Below are 14,934 nucleotides of genomic sequence, written 5' to 3' on the forward strand. Positions count from 1 at the left end.
AGTTATCTTCCAAATAAATTTTCAACTATTTTTAAAATTATTTTCTTAGTTGTTTCATTTAGAAGCCGTTGCTTTTAAGCATTCTTTTCAAAAGCGAATGCAAAGGTAAAACTTAATTTTCTAACTTCCAAATTTTATCACTAAAAATTTTAAAGTTTTTTTTGTTTTACGATTTACTAAAAGCAATTTTCAATACTCAAAACAAGAATCATTTACTCTTGTTTTTTTTTGAAAACACAAAGGTAAAAACTTTATTTTTATAAAACAAATTAAATTTTAAAATTATTTATTTTGTTTTTGTTTTTATCTTTTTACTTTCTTTATCCTCTCGTTATTTCCGAAAGGGAATGCAAAGGTAAAACTTAATTTTTTAACCTCCAAATTTTATTGCTAAAAATTTTGAAGTTTTTTTTTGTTTTACGATTTGCTAAAAGCAATTTTCAATACTCAAAACAAGAATCATCTACTCTTGTTTTTTTGGAAACACAAAGGTAAAAACTTTATTTTTATAAAACAAATTAAATTTTAAAATTATTTATTTTGTTTTTGTTTTTATCTTTTTACTTTCTTTATCCTCTCGTTATTTCCGAAAGGGAATGCAAAGGTAAAACTTAATTTTTTAACCTCCAAATTTTATTGCTAAAAATTTTGAAGTTTTTTTTCAGCACGCTCTAAAGAATGTGCTGCGTTTCCCCGTTTGGGAGGGCAAAAGTACGAACTATTTATATAAATGCAAACATTTTAGAAGAAATAAAGAAACTTTTTTAAAAAACAAAACGTTTGCGAAAGCCAAAAAATAAGTATCCTTTTGATTTTCAGCTATTTACTTATATCTTTCCATTTCCATAAATAGAGAGCCGCAATAGTTCGGTAAGGTTTCCACTTTTCAGCATGCTGTTTCATTTGTTTGAGTAAATCTTTTCCTTTCTCATCTGTTTGTAGAAGTTTTTGCATGGCTTGTTGGATGCCCAAATCGGCAAGAGGAAAAACATCTGGTCTGTGAAGTGTAAACATCAAAAGCATTTCTACTGTCCATCTTCCTACACCTTTTATTTGTGAGAGATACTCTATGACTTGTTCATCTGTTTTTTGATTGATACATTCCATTGAAATATCGTTTTGCTGAGAAAACAAAGCTACCTCTCGTACATAAGTGATTTTTTGTTTAGACAATCCCACACTTCTAAGCACCTCGTCGTTTGTTTTTAATAAAGTATTTGCATTTGGAGAAACCCCATCAAACAAATCTAAAAAACGCTTATAGATAGTTGCAGCAGCCTTTACAGAAAGCTGTTGAGAAATGATAGCTTTTATAAGTGAAGCCATAATATCTACCTCACTATTTGGATTTCCAAACGTACTGATTTCTACAGTTTCTAATATAGGTGCGAATAAAGGGTCTTTATATAAGTGGGTTTTGGCTTTTTGGAGCATTTTTTATGAGTTAGAATTATAATAAAATTTTTGTCCTTATAATTTAAAAACCAAACCACCTCAAAAAAGAGATAGTTTGGTTTTACTTTTATAGTTACTGACCTATTAGTCTGACCTTATTTTATTTAAGCATCAGCTTTTGTGTCGTGGAACTGCTCTTCTTCGGTTGAACCTTTGAGGGCAGCCGTTGATAAACCTTCGCCTACGATAGCTTGTGCTACTTGGTCGAAGTAACCTGCACCTACAAAGCGTTGGTGTTTTGTACCTGTATAGCCTTTTTCTTCGTAATCGAACTCCATATCTTGAAGACGAGAGTAAGCAGCCATTCCTTCAGTTTTGTATTTGAGAGCAAGGTCGTACATTCCCATATTTAAGCTGTGGAAACCTGCAAGCGTTACAAACTGGAACTTATAGCCCATTTTGCCTAATTCTTGTTGGAACTTAGCAATCGTATCTTTGTCTAGGTTAGTTGTCCAGTTGAAAGAAGGCGAACAGTTATAAGCTAACAATTTACCTGGGAATTTTTCGTGAATTTTTTCTGCAAAATAACGAGCTTCTTCCAAATCTGGCTTAGAAGTCTCACACCAAACTACATCAGCATACGGTGCATACGCCAAACCACGAGCCGTAGCAGCTTCGATTCCACCTTTCAACACAAAGAAACCTTCTGTTGTGCGTGGCTCGTCAGAGATAAACTCTCTATCTACCTCATCAATATCACTTGTGATAAGGAAAGCACCATTCGCATCTGTACGAGCAATCAAAACCGTAGGAACGTCCAAAACGTCAGCAGCCAAACGAGCCGCTTTCAATTTTTGTACAGCTTCTTTAGTAGGAACTAATACTTTTCCTCCCATGTGTCCACATTTTTTAGCAGAAGAAAGTTGGTCTTCGAAGTGAACACCAGCAGCACCAGCTTCAATCATTCCTTTCATTAGCTCAAAAGCATTCAACACACCACCAAAACCAGCTTCTGCATCAGCTACAATAGGAGCTAACCAATGAATTGGTTCACTACCTTCTGCTTTTTCGATTTGGTCTGCTCTCAAAAGTGCGTTGTTCACACGAGTAACCATTTTTGGAACACTATCAGCAGGATACAAACTTTGGTCTGGGTACATTTGTCCAGCATTGTTTCCGTCTGCTGCTACTTGCCATCCACTCATATAGATTGCTTTCAGACCAGCTTTCACTTGCTGAACAGCTTGGTTTCCTGTGATTGCGCCCAAAGAATGAACATAATCTTCTGTGTTGAGTAAATGCCAAAGGCGTTCAGAACCCATGCGTCCTAGCGTATGTTCTACTTTTACCGAACCACGTAATTTAGCTACATCTTCTCCAGAGTAATCTCTAGTTACACCTTTCCAACGAGCGTCTGTTTTCCATTCGTTTTCTAATTCTACTGCACTTCTGTGAGCATATTTTGAAGTTCCATTTGACTTAGACATATTCTTTTTCAGTTATCAGTTATCAGTAATCAGTTATCAATAACTAGAGTCCGATAACAGGTTTTTTAAAATGATTTTATTATTAATTGAATTTATAGAAAGGTGTGTGTTTCTTGTGTTGGTCTTATGTGTGTGATTAAGGATTTATTTTCAGTTTGCAGTTATTAGTAAACAGTTATCAATTTTTTTCCTTTTCATTATAAGGAGTAATTATTGGTTTATATTTTAATGCTTTTTCTACCACTTCCTCTGCTGATAAATCTTCCCAAAAAATATAATTTGAAACTTCTGGATCTATAATATTTTGTTCCAAAAGTTCAAAATTAGTATTCATCTCTTCTTCTGTACCTTCACATTTTTGAATAGATTTTACTAATTCTATTAACTTTTCTTTGGTCATATCTTTGGTCATAATTTGCAATCAAAATACTGGTAACTGATAACTGTTTACTGCTAACTGATTAAATGATATGCTTCTGTTGTTAAGAAATCTTTATACTCTTTTGTGAAAACCAATTCTTCCATCAGCTCTTTTGCCTTTGGAAAAGTAGAATTCTCAAAATCGTAGTTTGGATACTGTGCAGCCTCATCTTTTATAGACTGATATTCTTCTTCCATACATTTTCTTAGATATTCTTCTGTGATTTCAGAACCGTCTTCTAATTTAGCATTCGGATGATTAAGCCATTGCCAAAGCTGTGTTCTTGAAATTTCGGCTGTTGCTGCATCTTCCATCAAATTGAAAATAGCTGCTGCACCAACACCGTTTAACCAAGACGCAATGTAGCGAATACCGACATTGAAGTTCATTCTAACGCCTGCATCTGTGATTTTACCTCCTTCAATATTGAAGTTAGTAAGCTCTTTTTCCATCTTAGCTAAATCTACGTCTTCTCTCAAACGGTCTTTTTGGTTCGGCTTGTCTCCAAATTTAGCATCAAAAACATCTTTAGCTACTTTTACCAAATCTGGATGTGCCACCCATGAACCATCAAAACCATCGTTTGCCTCACGTTCTTTGTCTTTTCTTACTTTTTCAAAGGCTTGTTTATTAACTTCCTCGTCGTGGCGAGTTGGGATAAATGCAGACATTCCTCCCATTGCATGCGCTCCTCTACGGTGGCAAGCCTCCACTAAAAGCTCTGTATAGGCTTTCATAAACGGAACAGTCATTGTGATTTGTCCACGGTCTGGAAGAGGTTGCTCTACAACATTTCTAAATTTTTTGATAGCAGAGAAAATATAGTCCCAACGTCCTGCATTGATGCCTGCCATGTGTTCTTTAAGTTCGTAGAGAATTTCCTCAATCTCAAAAGAAGCCATAATGGTTTCTAAAAGAACGGTTGCCTTAATGCTTCCTTGTGGAATATCTAAATAATCTTGAGCAAAAACAAAAGCATCATTCCAAAGACGAGCCTCTAAGTGAGACTCTAATTTTGGCAAATAAAAATAAGGTCCTGAACCACGTTTTAAAAGTTCTTTTGCATTGTGGAACATATACAATCCAAAATCAAAGAGACCTCCAGACATTGGTTTTCCATCAATCAAAAGATTTTTTTCGTTTAAGTGCCAACCACGAGGACGAGCCAATAAAACAGCTACATCTTCACCTAGTTGATAATCTTTTCCTTTTTTAGCATCGTGGAAAGTAATCGTACGGCGAATAGCATCATAGCAGTTTATCTGACCTTGCACAGCATTTTCCCAAGTAGGCGAGTTAGAGTCTTCAAAATCTGTCATGAAAACATTTGCTCCAGAATTAAGAGCATTTATCATCATTTTTCGCTCTACAGGTCCTGTAATTTCTACTCTACGGTCTTGCAAATCTTGTGGAATTGGCGCAACTTTCCAAGACTTATCTTCTCTGATATGTTTGGTTTCCTCCAAACGGGTAGGCATATTGCCTTTGTCTATTTCTGCTTGTCTTGCTTCTCTCTTTTTTAATAATTCGTGGCGACGAGCATCAAATTTTCTATGTAGTTCTGCTAAAAAAGCAAGTGCTTCTGGCGTAAGTATATTTTCAAATTCGGGCGTAACTTCTCCTTTTACTTCTAGTCCTGCTAGAAGCTCAGATTTTGCGTTGGACATAATTGAATGTATTGATTTTTTGAATGAAATATATTTTTTCTTGTGATTGGGTAGCTACGATGAAAGCGTCAAAAAAATAGTGTAGTTTGGAAGCCAAACAACGAAGTAGCGTATGAGAAGTGAGTATATCTGAATAGATAACGTTTTTCTTTATATGTTTTACATCTAAAACCTGTCTCACAAAACGGTCAATTAGTGATTTGATTTAAAAATTATTCTGAAATTCATTTACTAAGAACAACAGAAATAGAACACTAAGAACCCCAAAATCATCTTTTTCATAACGAAAAGTAATGATTTTTTTTTATAGTTATAAAGATAATTTAGAAATGGAACAGCTTTGTTAAGAAATAATGAATAACAAATGAATTTATGATGTTCTATTTCTAAAAAAATGTTATGCGTGCAGCGTATTTATTGGTATTATGTTCAAATAACGTCAATAATTTGGATAAATACAAACTTATCTTATAAAAAAATTGGAGTTTTGTCAAAAAGACAATTCTAATTTGGTTAAAAATCAGTTTATATAAATTTATCTACTTTTTACAGTATTTTTAGTACTAGATATTTTAAAGTAAGTACAGAGTTGCGATAGTAACTATCTGATGAATAAATACTGACAAAACTCTAGCTAACTTACTATATTGGTGCTATATAATTTTTAAAACGATACATACAATGACCTCACAGCAAAAACTACATATAGCCTACACAAACTTTTGGAATTGGTTTGAAGAACATGAAAAACGATTCCATAAAATTATAAGAAGTAAAACCTATATTGAGCAAGGCTTTTTAGAGCCACTAGCAGAATAATTAAACAAAATAAAAGATGGATTTTATTTTCTAGTTGGAATGTCGGATGAAGAAACGGTTGAACTGATTCTGACAGCTGATGCAAATTTATCAAATATAGTTTTCATTGAGGATTGCATAACACAAGCTCCAAAGCTAGAAGGATGGGACTTTAAGGCACTAAAACCAGCTTCAGATATTAAAGATATTGTAATAGAAATTGGAGGAAATACATTTGATGAGAAAAGTCTGTATTTTTATCCGACAGACAATAAGGACTATCCAGATGAAATTGAAATCACAGTAGTTTGTGATGATTTTGAAGAAAAGGAAAAAGGTAAAGTTACGAGTGGTGTATATCTTTTTTTAGAAAACTGTTTGGGAGAGCTTCGTTTTGCCACTACGATTGATATTTTGAATATAGAAACTAAACAAGAGACAATAGGCAAAGAACTCATTCCGATAGAAAAACTAAAGAGTTATCTTATTTGGCGAGAAAAAGAATACAGAGAAAAGTATGGAGAAATAGAAGAAAGTACAGAAAAAGATAATTATTCTCTTTTGAAAGGAGAACTGCCCAATGGAAAGCCTCTGTTTGCTATCATCAATACAACAGCTTTAGAGTGGGAGAAAAAATCGTCGTGTCCATTCATTACTGTTCTTTACATTGACTATTCGGAAGCAAATGAAAACTTGGAAAGTGGCTTACCAACCACTCCAGTTGCTGACAATCTAGACCAAATAGAAGACCAAGTTTGGGAAATTCTAAGAAGTAAAAAAGGACATTTAAGCATTGGAAGAGAAACAGCCGACAACACAAGAAAAATTTATTTTGCTTCTTCTGAATTTAGATATATCTCTAAAGTAGTTTATGATGTAATAGAGAAATACCAAGACAAGTTTGAGATGAGTTACGAAATTTATATGGACAAGTACTGGCAATCTTTTGAGCGTTTTGAAATACATTAGAGTAATGTCTTTATTCTTCTCTGTTTTTTACCTCCTCAAAAAGCTGCATAATTTCCTTGTTAGGAGCTTGTCCATTGTTTTGTTTTTTAAAAAAATCTACAAAGAGTTCATTCATATTTCTTGAGTAGTCTATCTTAGCTTCAAGATTTTCCTTTTTTCCTTTTATTCTTGGAATAATTGTTCCCACAATACCCTTATGTGCTGCATAAAGAAGTTGAGCATCGGCTGCTGAAAGGAAATTATCCGTTTCGATAGTGAGTTCTATAAGAGATGTTTTTGTGCTGCTTTGGTCTTCTTTGAGCCACTCTAAGGCTTTTTCTACTTCTGAAAAGGTTCTTCTTTGAAGAGGTTTGCAGTTTGTCAGTTCTATTTTTTCATAACTAATAGGCTCGTTTGCCTTTGCATCTAACAAAACCACATATTTTTTTTGGAAGGCTTCTGAAAAACTATATGCCAAAAGACTTCCACTATACACAACTGGAAAAGGCTCTTTTTGTGTAGAATGATAACGGTGCAAATGCCCTAAGGCAACATACTGAATGTTTTTTTTAGGAAAATTTTCTGTAAAAATAGGCTGTGCTGAACCTACCAAAATAGATTTTTCATCATCAGATTCTCTAGGTTGTGGTTCGCCTTTTTTCATTACAAACAAATGACCCATCAAGATATTGATTCCCTTTTCATCCAGATAGTTTTCTGTTTGGTTGTGCCAATGTTCTTGTAGAAATTCTCTTAGTTCTTGTTCTTGATTTTCAAGGCTAAAATAGGTTTTTAATCGTAGCTCATTTGCATAAGGAGTAAGCAAAAGACGTAATGGATATTCCCAATGTGGCATCATAAGTTCTAAAAAACCTTCCTCACTTCTCAAAATTTCTAAACCACTCTCTAATTTTATTTTGGGTAGTTTATCATTTGGATAACCTAACAAAAAAATTCCTAACTCACTTCCCCACACGCTAAAATTAGCTATATACTGTGCCGAATCGTGGTTGCCTGCAATCGCTACCACAGGACGAGAAGCATTTTTAGAAAGGCGTTGCAGCGTTTTGAGGAATAACTGATTGGCTTCGTTGGAAGGCAAAGGAATATCAAACAAATCTCCTGCTATCAAAACGACATCTACATTTTGAGCATCAGCTATTTGGCAAAGCTCGTCTAAGACTTCTTTTTGTTCTTCCAAACGAGAAAAATCACCCAGTTTTTTTCCTAAATGCCAGTCTGCTGTATGTAGAATTTTCATTTTTTGTGGGTTTCTTTTTCTTTTAACCACATAGGCACATAGAAAAAACTATGTGCCTATGTGGTTTATATTTTATTAAGTATTCATCATTATTTTAGCTCCTCCACCTCTAACATAGCATCTTCCCATTCCGACGTTCTGGCTTCTAGGCTTTTTTTCAAAGAAGCGTGTTTTTTTGTTAGCTTTTCTGTTTTTTCTGGGTCTTCATAAGTAGAAGGCAAAGCGAGTTCTTTTTCAAGTTCTTTTATATCGCCTTCTAATTTATTTATTTCCTTCTCTATATTTTCCAGATTGCGTTCTGCTTGACGGATTTTGCGTTGTAATTCCTTCTGTTCCTCTTGGGAAAGATGATTAGAGTTTTTTTTCTGTTCTTTTTGCTTAGTTTCTTTTACTTTTTGAGCTTCTGTTTGACTAGCAGCATTTTCTTTTGCTTCTGCATCTCGTTTTTGCTTCCAGTATTTAAACTCATCATACGTACCAGGATACTCTTTAATTTTTCCATCTTCTATCCACCAAATTTTATTAGCTGTTTCTTGAATAAAATGACGGTTGTGAGAAACCACTATACACGTTCCTTCATAATTATTGACTGCCTCAATCAGAATATCGACAGACTTCATATCCAAGTGGTTGGTAGGCTCATCAAGTAGTAGGAAGTTAGCTTCTGAAAGTAACATTTTTGCCAGCGCAACTCTTGATTTTTCTCCACCTGAAAGAACACGAATTTTCTTAAAAATATCATCTCCAGCAAATAAGAAACAACCCAAAACAGCTCTTAGCTCTGCTTCTGTTCGGTCTGCTCCTGCGCTGCGAAGTTCGTCTAAAAGGTCATTGTCTAAATGTAAGGCTTCTAGTTGGTGCTGTGCATAGAAAGATTGCCTAACGTTGTGTCCTCGTTTTAACTCGCCTCCGTTGTAGCTCTCTGCATCTGCTAAAAGTCTTAAAACGGTAGATTTTCCCTTTCCATTTGCTCCGATTAAGGCAATTTTGTCGCCTCGTTCTATCATGGCTTCAGTTTCCTCCAAAATTTTGAGGTCGCCATAACTTTTAGAAACTTCATCTAATTCAGCAACCACTTTTCCAGACGGTTGTTTGAAGGTAAAACGCATTCGCATTCCAGCCGTATCTTCTTCAACGGCTTCAATGCGTTCCATTTTTTCAAGTTGTTTTACTCTTGATTGCGCCTGTTTAGCTTTAGTTGCCTTTGCCTTAAAACGCTCAATAAAACGCTCAGTTTCTCTAATTTTTTGTTGCTGATTTTCGTAGGCTTTTTGCTGAATATCGGCTCTCAATGCTTTTTCTTCTCTATAAAAATCATAATTTCCAGAGTAGCGAACCAAATCTTGCCCCCATACTTCCACAATAACATTACAACAGTTATTTAAAAAGTCTTGATCGTGTGAAACAATCATTATCGAACCTTCATAATTATTCAAATAACTTTCTAACCACTCAATAGATGGCAAATCTAAGTGGTTAGTAGGCTCATCTAGCATCAAAAGTGCAGGTTTTTGCAAAAGTAGCTTGGCAAGCATCACACGCATACGCCAACCTCCCGAAAACTGCGCTAGTGGTTTAGTAAGGTCAGCCGTTTTGAAACCCAAACCTTCCAAAATTTCTTCTGCTCTAGCTTGAATAGAATATCCTCCTAAAGTTTCAAATTCGGTTTGAAGCTTGGCAAGTTCATCTAAAAGTTTATCGTTGTAATCAGTTTCAATTTTAGATAAAATCTTATTGATGCGTGCCGAAAGTTCGTTTTCACGCTCAAAGGCTTGCATTGCCACATTGATAATCGGTTCGTGGCTTTCATAGGAAAGCAAGTCTTGATTCAAAAAACCAAGTGTACAGTCTTTAGACTTACTAATATCGCCTTCATCTGGCGTATATTCGCCATTAATAAGACGCAAAAGGGTAGATTTGCCTGTTCCGTTTGCTCCAATTAGCCCAATGCGTTCTTTGGGTTTGATGTGCAATGAAGCCTCAAAATAAATAGGGCGGTCGGCAAAATAAAACGAGAGATTGTTGATACTAAGCATAATCTACAAAATTACGATAGTTTGGTGGTAAAACAAAGTTGTTTTTGTTTTATAAAATTCAATTCTATCTAAGGTTATTCACTCTTATTGTCATGAGTATGTCTAATAACTCATAGTATTGTACTCTGTTTTTTTCTTTTACAGGATTTGTTCCATCTCCATAAAGAAATATCATATCATTTTGAAAAACAGCTCCTTTTGCTGCTAATTGAGACATAATCTTTCCTGTAATCTCTAAGTCTAATTCTATTGGTAATTTTTTTTCTAAATAATCATTAGAAATCGTACAAAAAGATAAAGGTTTGTACTCTCTATTTAGAACATGATACTTGCCATTTTCAAGTCTTTTGATGCAGTAAGGCATACACACTGCTCTAAAATCAAATAAAGCCATATAATAATTAAGATTGAGTTTTTTTTAATGTTTAAGTTAAAATCCAATTTTGTGATAAATTTTCTCCATTGGTATTTCACATTCTCCAATCAAAACATCATCATTTTCAGAATAGGTTTTGACTTTGAATTCATTTTTTTCGTCTTTTGTATAAGTTATAACTAGCTTTCGTTCACTACTTACAATGACATATTGATTCAAGCTTTTTAGCTTTAAATAACACTTCATTTTTTCTCCCATATCGTACTCTGCTGTACCTTTTGACAAAACTTCTATAATAATTTGAGGATTTGTAATCGCCTCTGTCCTGCCTTTTACTTTTTTTGTAAACTCTGGTTCTTCACAGATTACAACTACATCTGGATAGACATATTTTTTACACTCTTCTAAATAAACTAGCATATCATTGCCTAATACATTGCAATTTTCATATTCTAAACAGTTTCCTATGTGGCGCACTAAATTTGAAGTGATTTGATTGTGAACAAGTGTTGCCCCTGCCATCGCCACAACTTCTCCTGCATGATACTCGCTTTTAGTTTCTGCTATTAGCTCATTTTTTAAATATTCTTCTTCTGAAATAAATTCCGTTTTATTCTTTTTATTTTTTCTGATTTTTGGCAGCGTATCTTTTGCTTTTTTTGTTGTACTCATAATTCTACTCTATTGTTTTGTGTAATTTTGCTTTCTATAAAAATACAATAGTTTAAGCTCAAAACAAAGCAGCCTTGAAATGCTTTTTCTTATACTTCAAGAAGGTAAAAAAGATTAACTCATACAAAATAAAAAACTGACCCAAATAGTATTTTTAGGTCAGTAGAATAGTTTTTATGCTTCAATATGATGAAAGGTCTGTTTCAATACATTTTCCATATTTGGGAGCTCTACCATATTTGGTCCGTCAGAGAGTGCTTTGTCTGGGTTAGGGTGTGTTTCCATGAAAAATCCTTTTACCCCCATTGCAGCAGCAGCTTTTGAGAAATATGGAATATATTCTCTGTTTCCTCCAGTTGTTCCATTGTTGGCACTTGGTTTCTGCACTGAATGCGTTACGTCCATCACAACAGGATAACCCATCTCTTTCATATCAATGATATTTCTAAAATCTACTACTAAATTGTGGTTTCCAAAACTTGTCCCACGCTCAGTAAGCAAAATTTGTTTGTTTCCTGTGCTTTCTACTTTTTTAGCTGGATACTCCATATCACGCCCAGTCAGAAACTGAGCTTTCTTGATGTTTACAATTTTTCCAGTTTCACCAGATTTTATGAGTAAATCAGTTTGGCGACACAAAAATGCAGGAATTTGAAGAATATCCACTACTTGTGCAGCAATTTCAGCTTGATAGGCTTCGTGAATATCTGTTGTGATAGGAATTTGAAATTTGTCTTTAATTTTAGCTAAGGCTTCTAATCCTTTTTCTAACCCTGGTCCTCGGAACGATTCCATTGAGGTACGATTGGCTTTGTCGAAAGAGGCTTTAAAAATGTAGAGAAACCCCATTTTTTCAGAGAGTTTGACCATGTGTTCGGCAACTTCGAATAAAAGTTCTTCATTTTCAATTACACAAGGACCAGCAATAAGGAAAGTTTCTTTTTGTAGGCGTTCGTAGAGTGTCATAGTATGTTGTTTTAGGAATAAACAGAATTACTACAAAAATACAAACTCTTATGTAAACTTTACATTATCAATATTCCCACAAAGTTCCCTCAAACTCTATCAAATGTTCTTCATATTGAATACATTTCAAGGCTGCCTCTCTTTTGTTGTCATATTTATCTTCAAAATATTCGTCTCCAAAATTATCATATTTGACAACATAGCCATGGAAAAAACGAGCATCGATAAGCGTTTCTAAGTTGGGAATGTGTCCATTGCTCTTGGTAGTTTCAATAACTACATAATCTTCTTTCAGAGGACGAAAAAGTTTTTCGATGATTTCTTTGTAGGAAAATGAGACAATTTTTTGTGTCAGTCCAAGACTATTGCCTTCTGCATTGTGTGGTAAAATAAGTGTAAAAGCCAAAACATCATGAATCATTCTTGAATGACGGTTATCTAAAATATAATCTTCTTTTATTTCTAAGGTAGAAAGTTCTGAAAAGTTGATAAACCTAGTTGTACAATCATTTTGTAGAGCGTTTTCTTGATTTTCGGCTTTTAATTTTTCTAAAAGTTCACTTTTTGATAAGACAGTTTCCAGTTTATCGTCTTGATATGCTGTGATTTTTCCTTCTAAAGCATTTTCTATCAAAAATTTTGAAAGCTGATGTCCTGCGTACCAAAGTGGTAGATTCGTTTTTTGTTTGAATGAAAGCCTAAGCCAAAGTGTTTTTTGAAAGGCGATATGCGATTTTGGAATGGGACGAAGTGAAAAGGGATTGAAAGGGTCTTGTATCGTCGGTGGAGACGATGGCGAAGAAGATTCAATATTTTTTTCATTAGGACTAAGCGCACTTTGTCCCAAAGAAAAATTACTTGCACTTACTAAAAGTAAGGCAAGTAATGAAGTAAAAGATTTTAAAATTAGCTTTTTCATAATAGGTTGATTTTGGTTTAGTTTTCCCAAAGGTTACTTTCGTATTCTATCATATTAGCTTGATAATTTTGTGCCATTATAAGAGAATGTCTCATATCGTCGTACATATCCATAATATGCTCATCTCTAGCATTGTTGTATTTGATAAGTGTTCCGTTGGCAAGCATCAAATCAAAGGCTTCTTCTAAGTTACGATGAGCTTGACTGTTTCTTTCATTGTAATAGATGGCACTTGGGTTGTCTCTAAAGAGATTTTGAACAAGTTCTTTATACGAAAAGGTAGCAATCGTTTTTTCAAGTCCAGTAGCTGGATTCATTTCAGCAGGCAGAATAATACTGATAGTCTGAATATCATTTATCATTCGGCTGCGCTGCTTGTCAAAAAATACATTGGTTTTGATTTCTAATGTATAAAGTTGGTTGGCATAAAACTCTTGTGCTTCTGTTTTTTGGTCAGTATCTTGGTTTTCCCAGCCTTCTGTTCCTGCTGTCCAGTTGTCCCATTGGTTGTCCTGCGAAATAATATCATATTCAATATCATTATACTGAACCTGCTCACTCGGTATTTTGATGTTTTCCAAAAACTGTTCCTGACTCATACGAGTAGTCAGAGAATCATTCTGATATGGACGGATAATTCCTAGTTTGGTCGCATCAATGATAAGACCTGTAATTTCGTTTCCTGTGGCAAAAAACGGACAGTTTTGCTTTTCTTTTAAGGCAACTCTATGCCAAAGGCTTTTCTGATACATAATGTGTGATTCGTGTACAGGACGAACCGAATTGTGATTGTAGCCATCATCTACATAGCTTCCATACTCTTGTGCTTTTGAGAAAGAAGTTAGAAAAAGAGAAAAAAATAAAGACATAGAAAGTCCAGCCCACAAAATTGCTTTTGTTGATTTTTTCATAGCGAATAGAAATTTGAATTAAAGTTGTGTTGATTTGAATTACACCTCTATAACGGATGTTCTTTGTTTTATTGCCTCAAAATTGAAAAAATAGTTATTTTTATTGGGCTGATTTATATACACTCCATTCCTTAAGTAAGTTTTATCTTTTTGCCTTGTGACTTTGTGGGAGGTATGAATGTTCTTTAGATTTTATTTCATATAGCTAGAACGGTAAATCATCACCTTTATTAGTAAAGTCTTTATCAGTATAATAACTTTCTAGCCATTTTTCTCCTTTATCTGATAGATTATAACCCCAAAAATCACCATACTCATCGAATACTCCTGAAATCAATGATTTTTTCTTTAACCTATTATAGGTAATTTCTATTGGTACTTTTTGATAATTTTGTTCTTCTAAATAAAACTTTATATTATCAAAAGACAGTCCTGCTTCAGGTGAGTGTCTTTTATTTGCTATTGTTAACAGAAAATCTATTTCCAAATCATTAAGTTGTATACTTTTTTCTGTCTTTGGTGTCTTCTTCAGACTAAGAAGAAGACTTGTAATTGTTTCTTCTCGGAGAGGTTTTTCAATCGCTTCGTTCTCATCAAATACTTTTTCATAAGATATATCTAATACTTTCTTACCTTTTAATATAAATATCATTTGTGAAGTATTTGAATAAATTATTTCTACATAATGCGTGTATTGCTCAAAATTTTCTATGTTAAACCAATCTTTCTTACGAAAGTCATTAGTGATAAATAAAACATTTTTAGAGTTGTTTTTTGAGTATTTTAATATTTCATGAAAAATGATAAAATCACTCATTGGGTTTTCTTTATCTTTTTTTTCTCCACAAGAGGGAAAAGCATATTTCCAATAATTTTTACTATCTCCTTTAAATTCATCATACTTTTCTTGCATTTCTTTATATTTTGATGATAAAAAAGATATTTCTTCTGATGATAAAGATTTTAAAACTTCAATATCATTTAAAGCGTTCAATAAAGGGTCATTCTTTTCCATGTTTTTGTTATCTTCTATGGCACCTTCTAGTATTTTAGTTATCTCATTATCGTGCTTTTTAA

At 33.8% G+C, this 14,934-nt stretch carries 13 protein-coding genes; 1 reads left to right on the top strand and 12 read right to left on the bottom strand.

The window, feature by feature from the left end:
* Positions 1-819: 819 nt before the first annotated feature.
* The 4 genes from QZ659_RS18500 to aceB form a co-directional block, all read right to left on the bottom strand.
* Positions 820-1,434 carry a DNA-3-methyladenine glycosylase family protein gene (locus QZ659_RS18500; protein WP_291728188.1) on the bottom strand — a complete coding sequence of 205 codons (615 nt, stop codon included), beginning with the start codon at positions 1,432-1,434 and terminating at the stop codon, positions 820-822.
* A gap of 125 nt (positions 1,435-1,559) precedes the next feature.
* Positions 1,560-2,882: an isocitrate lyase gene (aceA, locus tag QZ659_RS18505; protein WP_291728190.1), complete on the bottom strand. Its 1,323-nt coding sequence runs from the start codon at positions 2,880-2,882 to the stop codon at positions 1,560-1,562.
* Between the two features lie 178 nt (positions 2,883-3,060).
* Positions 3,061-3,294 (bottom strand): hypothetical protein, encoded by a 234-nt coding sequence (locus QZ659_RS18510; protein ID WP_291728192.1) that lies wholly within the window; start codon positions 3,292-3,294, stop codon positions 3,061-3,063.
* Positions 3,295-3,335: 41 nt separating this feature from the next.
* Entirely contained in the window at positions 3,336-4,970 is a 1,635-nt protein-coding gene (gene aceB, locus QZ659_RS18515) for a malate synthase A (RefSeq protein WP_291728194.1), read from the bottom strand.
* Between the two features lie 858 nt (positions 4,971-5,828).
* Between aceB and QZ659_RS18520 the strand changes: the two genes are divergently transcribed.
* Positions 5,829-6,737 (top strand): DUF695 domain-containing protein, encoded by a 909-nt coding sequence (locus QZ659_RS18520; protein ID WP_291728196.1) that lies wholly within the window; start codon positions 5,829-5,831, stop codon positions 6,735-6,737.
* Positions 6,738-6,747: 10 nt separating this feature from the next.
* Here QZ659_RS18520 and QZ659_RS18525 read toward each other — a convergent pair whose 3' ends face one another.
* The 8 genes from QZ659_RS18525 to QZ659_RS18560 form a co-directional block, all read right to left on the bottom strand.
* Positions 6,748-7,977 carry a metallophosphoesterase family protein gene (locus tag QZ659_RS18525; RefSeq protein WP_291728198.1) on the bottom strand — a complete coding sequence of 410 codons (1,230 nt, stop codon included), beginning with the start codon at positions 7,975-7,977 and terminating at the stop codon, positions 6,748-6,750.
* Positions 7,978-8,066: 89 nt separating this feature from the next.
* Positions 8,067-10,013, bottom strand: coding sequence for a ribosomal protection-like ABC-F family protein (gene abc-f, locus QZ659_RS18530; RefSeq protein ID WP_291728201.1), 1,947 nt, complete (start codon positions 10,011-10,013; stop codon positions 8,067-8,069).
* A 64-nt stretch (positions 10,014-10,077) separates the two neighbouring features.
* On the bottom strand, positions 10,078-10,407 hold the full coding sequence (locus QZ659_RS18535; RefSeq protein WP_291728203.1) for a hypothetical protein: 330 nt from the start codon (positions 10,405-10,407) through the stop codon (positions 10,078-10,080).
* 36 nt (positions 10,408-10,443) lie between these two features.
* Complete coding sequence (locus QZ659_RS18540; RefSeq protein WP_291728205.1) at positions 10,444-11,061, bottom strand: Uma2 family endonuclease; 618 nt, start codon at positions 11,059-11,061, stop codon at positions 10,444-10,446.
* Between the two features lie 174 nt (positions 11,062-11,235).
* On the bottom strand, positions 11,236-12,027 hold the full coding sequence (gene kdsA / locus QZ659_RS18545) for a 3-deoxy-8-phosphooctulonate synthase (protein WP_291728206.1): 792 nt from the start codon (positions 12,025-12,027) through the stop codon (positions 11,236-11,238).
* A 67-nt stretch (positions 12,028-12,094) separates the two neighbouring features.
* On the bottom strand, positions 12,095-12,946 hold the full coding sequence (gene gldN, locus QZ659_RS18550) for a gliding motility protein GldN (protein WP_291728208.1): 852 nt from the start codon (positions 12,944-12,946) through the stop codon (positions 12,095-12,097).
* A gap of 17 nt (positions 12,947-12,963) precedes the next feature.
* The gene (gene gldN / locus QZ659_RS18555; protein ID WP_291728210.1) at positions 12,964-13,857 is read right to left on the bottom strand and encodes a gliding motility protein GldN; all 894 of its coding nucleotides are present in this window, start codon (positions 13,855-13,857) and stop codon (positions 12,964-12,966) included.
* 205 nt (positions 13,858-14,062) lie between these two features.
* The coding region (locus QZ659_RS18560; protein WP_291728212.1) for a PIN-like domain-containing protein at positions 14,063-14,934 on the bottom strand (872 nt) is incomplete at its 5' end.

Source organism: Bernardetia sp., assembly GCF_020630935.1.
Taxonomy (GTDB): Bacteria; Bacteroidota; Bacteroidia; order Cytophagales; family Bernardetiaceae; genus Bernardetia.